General features: G+C 68.5%; 9 protein-coding genes and 1 tRNA gene. 8 read left to right on the forward strand and 2 right to left on the reverse strand.

The annotated features are described in order from the left end of the window. From OXS49_RS31645 to pdxY, 3 genes are all read left to right on the forward strand, one after another. Window positions 1-371, forward strand: a 371-nt coding sequence (locus OXS49_RS31645) for a type II toxin-antitoxin system RelE/ParE family toxin (protein WP_267428522.1), incomplete at its 5' end; no start/stop codon positions are given. 8 nt (window positions 372-379) lie between these two features. Further along, window positions 380-691, forward strand: a complete 312-nt coding sequence (locus tag OXS49_RS31650; protein ID WP_243998025.1) for a helix-turn-helix domain-containing protein — start codon at window positions 380-382, stop codon at window positions 689-691. Window positions 692-763: 72 nt separating this feature from the next. Continuing rightward, on the forward strand, window positions 764-1,612 hold the full coding sequence (gene pdxY / locus OXS49_RS31655) for a pyridoxal kinase PdxY (RefSeq protein ID WP_243998027.1): 849 nt from the start codon (window positions 764-766) through the stop codon (window positions 1,610-1,612). 4 nt (window positions 1,613-1,616) lie between these two features. On the opposite strand, the gene OXS49_RS31660 is transcribed toward pdxY, so the two are convergent. Further along, window positions 1,617-2,105 (reverse strand): OsmC family protein, encoded by a 489-nt coding sequence (locus OXS49_RS31660; protein ID WP_267428523.1) that lies wholly within the window; start codon window positions 2,103-2,105, stop codon window positions 1,617-1,619. Window positions 2,106-2,256: 151 nt separating this feature from the next. Here OXS49_RS31660 and OXS49_RS31665 point away from each other — a divergent pair, with 151 nt between their 5' ends. From OXS49_RS31665 to OXS49_RS31685, 5 genes are all read left to right on the forward strand, one after another. Then, window positions 2,257-3,141 (forward strand): PhzF family phenazine biosynthesis protein, encoded by an 885-nt coding sequence (locus tag OXS49_RS31665; RefSeq protein WP_267428524.1) that lies wholly within the window; start codon window positions 2,257-2,259, stop codon window positions 3,139-3,141. Further along, on the forward strand, window positions 3,134-3,844 hold the full coding sequence (locus OXS49_RS31670; RefSeq protein WP_267428525.1) for an NUDIX domain-containing protein: 711 nt from the start codon (window positions 3,134-3,136) through the stop codon (window positions 3,842-3,844). Before OXS49_RS31665 ends, OXS49_RS31670 begins: the two co-directional genes overlap by 8 nt. 190 nt (window positions 3,845-4,034) lie before the next feature. Beyond that, window positions 4,035-5,006, forward strand: a complete 972-nt coding sequence (locus OXS49_RS31675; RefSeq protein WP_267428526.1) for an ABC transporter substrate-binding protein — start codon at window positions 4,035-4,037, stop codon at window positions 5,004-5,006. 284 nt (window positions 5,007-5,290) lie between these two features. Continuing rightward, complete coding sequence (glgX, locus tag OXS49_RS31680) at window positions 5,291-7,549, forward strand: glycogen debranching protein GlgX (protein ID WP_267428527.1); 2,259 nt, start codon at window positions 5,291-5,293, stop codon at window positions 7,547-7,549. Window positions 7,550-7,791: 242 nt separating this feature from the next. Then, window positions 7,792-7,881, forward strand: a tRNA-Ser gene (locus tag OXS49_RS31685). A 206-nt stretch (window positions 7,882-8,087) separates the two neighbouring features. Here the strand turns inward: OXS49_RS31685 and OXS49_RS31690 are convergent. Then, window positions 8,088-8,337 (reverse strand): hypothetical protein (locus OXS49_RS31690; protein ID WP_267428528.1); only part of this gene is annotated, 250 nt, incomplete at its 5' end.

The following is an 8,337-nucleotide window of genomic DNA, read 5'->3' on the forward strand; positions in this document are numbered from 1 at the left end:
CGATTGCCGTAGACCTGGATACGCCATTGGCGTATAGTCGATGCATGGAGAAACCGCTCCACACCGTCGTCGAGACTGAACTTTATCTGCGCTCGGCCGAACGCGTGATGAGCGAAACGGAACGTCATGCGGTGGTCGACCACCTCGCCTTGGATCCGCAGGCGGGCGATGTCATCCCCGGCAGTGGCGGCATGCGCAAGGTTCGGGTGCCCCTATCGGGCCGAGGTAAGCGTGGCGGCGGACGCGTGCTGACGTTCTACGTCACCGACCGAGCCGTCTACCTGCTGATGGCCTATGCGAAGGGCGATCAAGCCAACCCGTCGACGGAGCAGATGCGCGTGCTGAAGCGGCTGATCGAGGACCTGTTCTGAGGAGAGGCATGATGGACGAGACTCAGTTCAGCGAATTGGTCATGAGCCTGAAGCAGGCGGCGGCTCACGCGCGCGGCGAGGAGGTCCCCGGCCTCGTGGTGCACGCACCGCGGGTCGCGACCGATCTCGACGTGGCGGCGATCCGGCGACGCACCGGGGCCTCGCAGGCCCGCTTCGCCCAAAGCATCGGGATCGCGGTTTCAACCCTGCGCAACTGGGAGCAGGGCCGCAGACGGCCCGAGGGCCCGGCCCGGGTGCTGCTTGCCCTCCTCGATCGCAATCCCCGAGTGGTGCAGGATCTGCTCGGCGAGCCCGCCTGACCGGCCGCTTGCGCCCGCGCCCCGGATCGCCGACAGCATCGGTCCGGCGCAGCCGAACCGGAATCACCCGCGTTGAACGTCCTGTCGATCCAGTCCCACGTCGCCTACGGCCATGTCGGCAACGCCTCGGCGGTGTTCCCGATGCAGCGGCTCGGGGTCGAGGTCTGGCCGGTCCACACGGTGCAGTTCTCCAACCACACCGGCTACGGCGCGTGGCGCGGGCCGGTCTTCGACGCCGCGATGATCCGCGCGGTGGTGCAGGGCATCGGCGAGCGTGGGGTGTTTCCCACCTGCGACGCGGTGCTGTCGGGCTACATGGGCTCGGCCGAGATCGGCGCCGCGATCCTGGAGGCGGTAGCCACCGTGCGGGCCGCCAACCCCCGGGCCCTCTACTGCTGCGATCCAGTGATCGGCGACGTCGAAGAGGGCGTCTACGTGCGGCCGGGGATCGAGGCGTTCCTGCGCGAGCAGGCGGTGCCGCAGGCCGACATCCTCACCCCCAACCAATTCGAGCTGGGCCTTCTCACCGGCCTGTCGAGCAGCACCCTCGCGGAAGCCGGGGCGGCGGTCGCGGCGCTGCGGGGGCGCGGCCCCCGGGTCGTGCTGGTCACCTCGGCGCTCTGCGCCGACACGCCGGCTGACAGCATCGACATGCTCGCCGGAGCGGAGGGGCAGCTGTTCCGGGTCCGCACCCCGCGGCTCGCCATCGCGGTGAACGGGGCGGGCGACTGCATCGCGGCGCTGTTCCTCGTGCACTACGCCCGCACCGGCTCGGCCGCGGCGGCCCTGGGGGCGGCGGCGGCCTCGGTCTACGGACTCCTGAAGCGCACCGCCGAGGCGGGATCCCGCGAGATCCTGACCGTGGCGGCGCAGGAGGAATACGTGACCCCGAGCGAGCGGTTTCCGGTCGAGGCCGTCTAAACGCTCAAGCCGCCCCGGTCTCCGCGCGAAGGATCGTCGGCTCGGCGATCACCGAAAAATTCACCGACTGCGCGATGAAGCAGAAGGCGTGGGCCTCGCGGTGAAGCGTCAGGGCCCGTGCCGCGTCCGACCCGGCCGCGATCGTCACCCGGGGGCGCAGGGTGACCGCGGTGAACTGACCCGCGCCGCCTGCCTCCTCGGTCATGGAGCCCTCGGCGGCGTCTTCGTAGGCCGTGACCACGATACCGGCCTGCGCGCACAGGCCGAGATACCAGAGCTTGTGGCAGGCGGAGAGTGACGCGACCAGCAGTTCCTCGGGGTTCCAGCACGCAGAATCGCCCCGGAACGACGGGTCGGACGAGCCTGCGATCGTTGGCTTGCCCGGCACCGACAGGGTGTGGGCGCGGTCGTAGCCGCGATAGCTGCTGGTCCCGGTGCCGGTATTGCCCGTCCAGGTTACCGTGACGGCGTAGCGGTGCTGCTTGTCGGCCATGGATCCCCCCCGTGGCAGAGCCGATCCGCACGCCGCCCTGTCCTCCGGGCGGGTCGATCGGACACGCAGCACCGTGTACCAATCTTGTGGTTCGCCACCGAGTCGCGGCTCTCTTGCCGCCGGGCTCGCGTGAGCAGGAAGGTCCTCCCCGATGGCACGCCGCTTCGTCACCCTCGACGTGTTCACCGAGCACCGGCTCGCGGGCAATCCGCTCGCCGTGGTGCTCGATGCGGAGGGCCTCGACACGACCGCGATGCAGGCCATCGCCCGCGAGTTCAACCTGTCCGAGACGGTGTTCGTGCTGCCACCCACGGATGCCCGCCACCGGGCGCGCCTGCGCATCTTCACGCCGGGCCGGGAGCTGCCCTTCGCGGGTCATCCGACGGTGGGCACCGCTTTGCTGCTGGCGCTTCAGGACCCCGCTCAGGGCGATGCCCGCGCCTTCGGCCTGGAGGAGGAGATCGGCATCGTGCCTTGCGTGGTCGAGACCCTGGAGGACGGCAGCGGCGGCCGGGCGCGGTTCCGGCTGCCGGTCCTGCCGGAATACCTCGGCCCCGGGCCCGATCCGGCGGTCCTGGCGCCGCTCGTCGGCCTGGAGCCCGGGGATATCGGCACCGGCCGGCACGCTCCGAGCCGCCACGGAGTCGGTCCCCGCTTCACCTGCGTGCCCATCGCCTCCGTGGCGGCCCTCGACGCCGCCCGGCCGGCCCAGGCGCCGGAGCCGGGGGACGGGCTGTACCTCTACACGCCCGATCCCGAGGGGACGGGCCAGAGCTGGCGCGTGCGGATGTTCGCGCCGGATCTGGGCGTCCCAGAAGATCCCGCGACCGGTGCGGCGGCTTCCGCCTTCGCGGGGGTGCTGATGCAGTACGAGGCGCTGGGCGACGGCACCCACGACGTGGCGATCCGCCAGGGCCAGGCCATGGGCCGGCCGAGCGCGATCGCGCTCCAGCTCACCATCGCGGCCGGCGCCCTGCAGGGTGTGGAGATCGGCGGTGCGGCCGTGATCGTCTCGGACGGCACCCTGCATGTCTGAGGGCTTTCGCAGCACGTGCCTCGCCGACGTGACGGCGCGGCTCGTGGATCACGACTGGGCGTTTCCGCGGACGCACGCCGAGGCCATCGCGGCACATTGGCAGGACCGGATCGCCCGCAGCCCTGGGATGTTCGACGGGACCGTCCTGCTGTGCTGCGCCCACGCCGTCGCGGACGACGTCGCCCGGCTCGACCTGTTCGCGACGCGCTATTCCAGCTTCACCTACTACCGGCACATCCGGCACGCCGATCCCCGGATCCGCAACGCCTTCGCGGCGATCGTCCCCTGGACGGCGGACGGCGCGGTGCTGCTCGGCGAGATGGGCGCCCACACGGCCAATGCCGGCCAGCTCTACTTCCCCTGCGGCACCCCGGACCCGGACGACGTGCGCGGCGACAGCGTCGACCTCGCCGGCAGCGCCGCCCGGGAACTCGCCGAGGAGACCGGTCTCGCGCTGCCGGAGAACGCCGATACGGCCTGGATCATGCTCGAGGGCGAGAACCAGCTGGCTTTCCTGCGCCCCGTCCGCTTCACGGAGCCGGCCGCAACAATCGCGGCGCGCATCGCGGACCATCTCCGGAGCGAGGCCGAGCCGGAGCTCGCCGCGCTGCACAGCGTGCGCAGCGCGGCGGAGATCGACCCGGCCCGGATGCCGGGATTCGTGCGGGCCTATCTGGCGACGGCCTTTTCGCCACGGACCTGACGCGCCGACTTGGCCTCGTCTCGACCGCGGGACCCTTCGTCTTCTCGTGGGCCCCGCCCCGGCAGGATATTCTTGCCCGTCCTAGCAGCAATACAGAGATCCATTTTATTGACCCTCTCCGGGGCAAGCATAGGATCGGCCATCCCCCGAAAAGCCCGCGCGTTGCGGGCGCAACACCGCGGCCGGCCTCATGCGCATCCGATCTCACGCCCGTCCCGTCAGCGTCATGGCGGCCTTCATGCTCGCCGCCGGCTTGACGCTGGTGTCGGCGGCCGCCGCGTTCGCGGCCGATGCTGTGGTCCTGCGCGTCGGCGATCAGAAGGGCGGGAACCGCGCTCTGCTCGAGATCGCCGGCCTCGCGCAGGATCTGCCCTACCGGATCGTGTGGTCGGAATTTCCCGCCGCGGCGCCGATCCTGGAGGCGCTGAACGCCGGCGCCCTCGATGTCGGCTATACCGGCGATCTCTCGTTCCTCACGGTCCATGCAGCCGGCGCGCCGATCAAGGCGATCGGCGGCACCCGGTCGGACGCGCGGTCACAGGCGATCCTGGTCCGTGAGGATTCGCCGATCCGCTCGGCCGCCGATCTCACGGGCAAGCGGATCGCCGGCACGCGCGGCGGCTGGGGCCAGTTCCTGATCCGCGCGACGCTGGAGAAGGCCGGTATCAAGCCGGAGGCGGCGACCTTCGCACCGCTCAATCCTGTCGACGCCAAGGTGGCGCTGATGGCCGGCTCGGTCGATGCCTGGGCGGTGTGGGAGCCCTACGTCTCGTTCGCGATCCTCAAGGACAAGGCACGCCCGATCGCCGACGGCGCGGGCCTGACCCCGACCATCACCTTCATCGTCGCCTCGGACAGCGCCATCGCCACCAAGCGGGCCGCGGTGCAGGATCTGCTGAACCGCCTGAACAAGGCGCGGCTCTGGTCGCTGGACCACCTCGCCGCATACGCCCGGACCACGTCCACCCTGACCAAGCTGCCCGAGGACGTCCTGCTCTCGGCCTACACGGCGCAGCGGACGAGCCCGATCGTGATCGACGCGGCCATCGTCAAGGAGATTCAGGAGGCCTCGGACCGGGCGACGCGCTACGGCCTCCTGTCGAAGCGGCTCGATGTCGGCCATGCCGTCGACCGGAGCTTTACGGCCGCGGCGTCGAACTGAGGCGGTGTGTTCGGGTAAGACCAGTCGCCCCACGCCAGTGGCACGACCCGGAGCGTGAAGATTGTGCGTCCGGTTGTCGGCACGGCAACTTTTCGAGCGGATGCGCGGATAATCGCCAGACCCGATGTCAGGCCCCAGCAAGCGGAGGCAACAGACCGAACAGCCCCCCCTTCCGCCACCTGAGCAAATTTTACCAGCCCTGGGGAGCTTCGCCGTGGCCGGCACGTTCACCCGGTATATCCCCCCCGCGGCGCCGGCTGCGCGGGTGGAATCCCGGAGTGTCCATGTCTGATTCCCGACGTCCCTCGTCGCAGTCCCGCTCGCGCATCCAAGAGGGCCAACCCTATCCGCTTGGCGCCACCTGGGACGGGCTCGGGGTCAATTTCGCGCTGTTCTCGGCCCACGCCACCAAGGTCGAACTCTGCCTGTTCGACGATCAGGGCGAGCGGGAGATCGAGCGGATCGAACTGCCCGAGTACACCGACGAAATCTGGCACGGCTACCTGCCGGATGCCCGTCCCGGCACGATCTACGGCTACCGGGTCCACGGCCCCTACGAGCCAAAGGCCGGCCACCGGTTCAACCACAACAAGCTGCTGATCGACCCCTACGCCAAGGGTCTCGTCGGCTCGATCACCTGGAACCCCGCCCTGTTCGGTTACCAGATGGAGACGGGCGACGACCTGACCTTCGACGAGCGCGACAGCGCCCCCTACACCCGCCGCTCCCGCGTCATCGACCCGGCCTTCACTTGGGGGCGGCACCAGAAGCCGCATGTCCCGTGGGAGAAGACCATCTTCTACGAGACCCACGTCAAGGGCATGACCAAGCTCGACCCGCGGGTGCCCGAGAAGCTGCGTGGCACCTATGCCGGCCTCGGCACGCGCGACGTGCTCGACTACATCAAGAGCCTCGGCGTCACCTCGGTGGAGCTGCTGCCGGTCCACGCCTTCGTTCAGGACGACTACCTCGAGCAGAAGGACCTGGTGAATTACTGGGGCTACAACACGATCTCGTTCTTCACCCCGGCGCGGCGCTATGCGGCGGTGCCGGACTTCGCCTTCTCCGAGTTCAAGGAAATGGTCTCGCGCTTCCACGGCGCCGGCCTCGAGGTGATCCTCGACGTGGTCTACAACCACACCGCAGAGGGCAACGAGAAGGGCCCGACCCTGTCGTTCAAGGGCGTCGACAACGCCTCCTACTACCGTCTGCTGCCCGACCAGCCGCGCTACTACATCAACGATACCGGTACCGGGAACACCTTCAACCTGTCGCATCCGCGGGTGCTGCAGCTCGTGACCGATTCCCTGCGCTACTGGGCGCAGGAGATGCAGGTCGACGGGTTCCGCTTCGACCTTGCCACGATCCTGGGCCGTGAGCCCTACGGGTTCGACGAGGGCGGCGGCTTCCTCGACACCTGCCGGCAGGATCCGGTGCTCAACAACGTCAAGCTCATCGCCGAGCCGTGGGATTGCGGCCCCGGCGGCTATCAGGTCGGCGGCTTCCCACCCGGCTGGGCCGAGTGGAACGACCGGTTCCGGGACGATGTCCGCGCCTACTGGAAGGGTGATGCCGGCCTCTTGCCCGACATGGCGGCGCGCATCGCCGGCTCGGCCGACAAGTTCAACAAGCGCGGGCGCAAGCCCTGGGCCTCGGTGAACTTCCTCACCGCCCATGACGGCTTCACCCTGCACGATACGGTCTCGTACAACGACAAACACAACGAGGCGAACGGCGAGGGCAACCGCGACGGCCACTCGCACAACCTCTCGTACAATTACGGGGTCGAGGGCCCGACCGACGACCCAGAGATCCGGGCGGTGCGCCTGCGCCAGATGCGCAATATGCTGGCGACGCTGTTCCTGTCCCGAGGCACGCCGATGCTGCTTGCGGGCGACGAGTTCGCCCGGACCCAGAACGGCAACAACAACGCCTATTGCCAGGACAACGAAGTCTCCTGGCTGGACTGGGACGCCATTCAAGAGGAGGAGCGGGACCTTGCGGAGTTCACGCAGCGCCTGATCATCCTGCGCAACGCCCTGCCGATCCTGAACCGCGGGCGGTTCCTCACCGGCCAGTACGACGAGGAGTTCGGCGTCAAGGACGTGGCGTGGCTGCGCCCGGACGGGAGCGAGATGACGCCCGAGAACTGGTCCGACGGCGGCGCCCGCGCCTTCGCGGTCCAGCTCGACGGCCGCGCCCAGGCGACGGGGCTTCACCGCCGCGGCGGCGACGCGACCTTGCTGATCATGTTCAACGCCCACCACGACCTCGTGACGTTCGCGCTGCCCGAGTCGGTCGGCGGCGTGGCCTGGACGCGGCTGCTCGACACCAACCTGCCGGATAGCCAGGACGTCGAGAGCTTCCCGTTCGGCGGCGGCTACGAAGTGACCGGGCGCTCGCTCCTGATGTTCGTGCTGAAGCCCGAGGACAGCCCCGGCGACGGCGACAACGCCATGGAGCGGTCGTACCAGCACGTGATGCAGGCCTTCGAGCGGGCGAACGTCGAGACTGTCCGCTTCCATCTCGACGCGGAGGACTGAACGGCTCGGGCCGGGCGGTGTTTGGGCCGCCCGGCGCTTGAGCCTCGCCCCGGTAACCGGACCCGAGGCGAGGCTCCAGATTCCTGGTCTCGCCTCATCGTCTTTCGAAAGCCGGGACCCACCTTTCGGGATAACGCTCTTGCGCCTTGCGCCCGGCGGCGCACCCGGCTAACAGCACGGCACCGCGCGGCCCTGGCTGCGCCCGGAGCCCGCTTGCGCGCCCGGGCGCCCGGTCCGCGGCCGGAGGGGTGGCCGAGTGGTTGAAGGCGCACGCCTGGAAAGTGTGTATACCGGAAACGGTATCGCGGGTTCGAATCCCGCTCCCTCCGCCATTCGAACCGTGAACCCCGCTCAATCAGAGCATGTCAGTGGTTTCCGCCACCGATCAGACCCAGACTGGCTCGCACCTGTTTTGCGAGCAGTGCACGGAATCTTTGGCCAATGAGAGGCTGGGTCGCGCTCACGATCAATTGATATAGCTCTGAACTTCTGAATTTTCGCTCTTATATATTCAGCACATCAGCCACGCGGATAAATCTTACAAACGCATATACCTCGTTCGGATGAAGTTTGGTCGCGTTTGCACCCGTACCATTTCCCGACTCACCACAGAGGAGCGACGGGTATGGTCGATGATGGGCCTCCACTGAAATTCGTAGCCCTTTGGGGCGTATTCGCTCTGCTGATGCTGTTTGGTCAGATGCAGCTCATCAACCAGGGTGTGAATATGACCCTGTCCCACCAGATCGATCCGCGCCGACCCTAGAGCCGTGCCCGATCGCGTTGCA

The sequence above is a fragment of the Methylobacterium sp. GC_Met_2 genome (assembly GCF_026540795.1).
Lineage (GTDB): Bacteria > Pseudomonadota > Alphaproteobacteria > Rhizobiales > Beijerinckiaceae > Methylobacterium.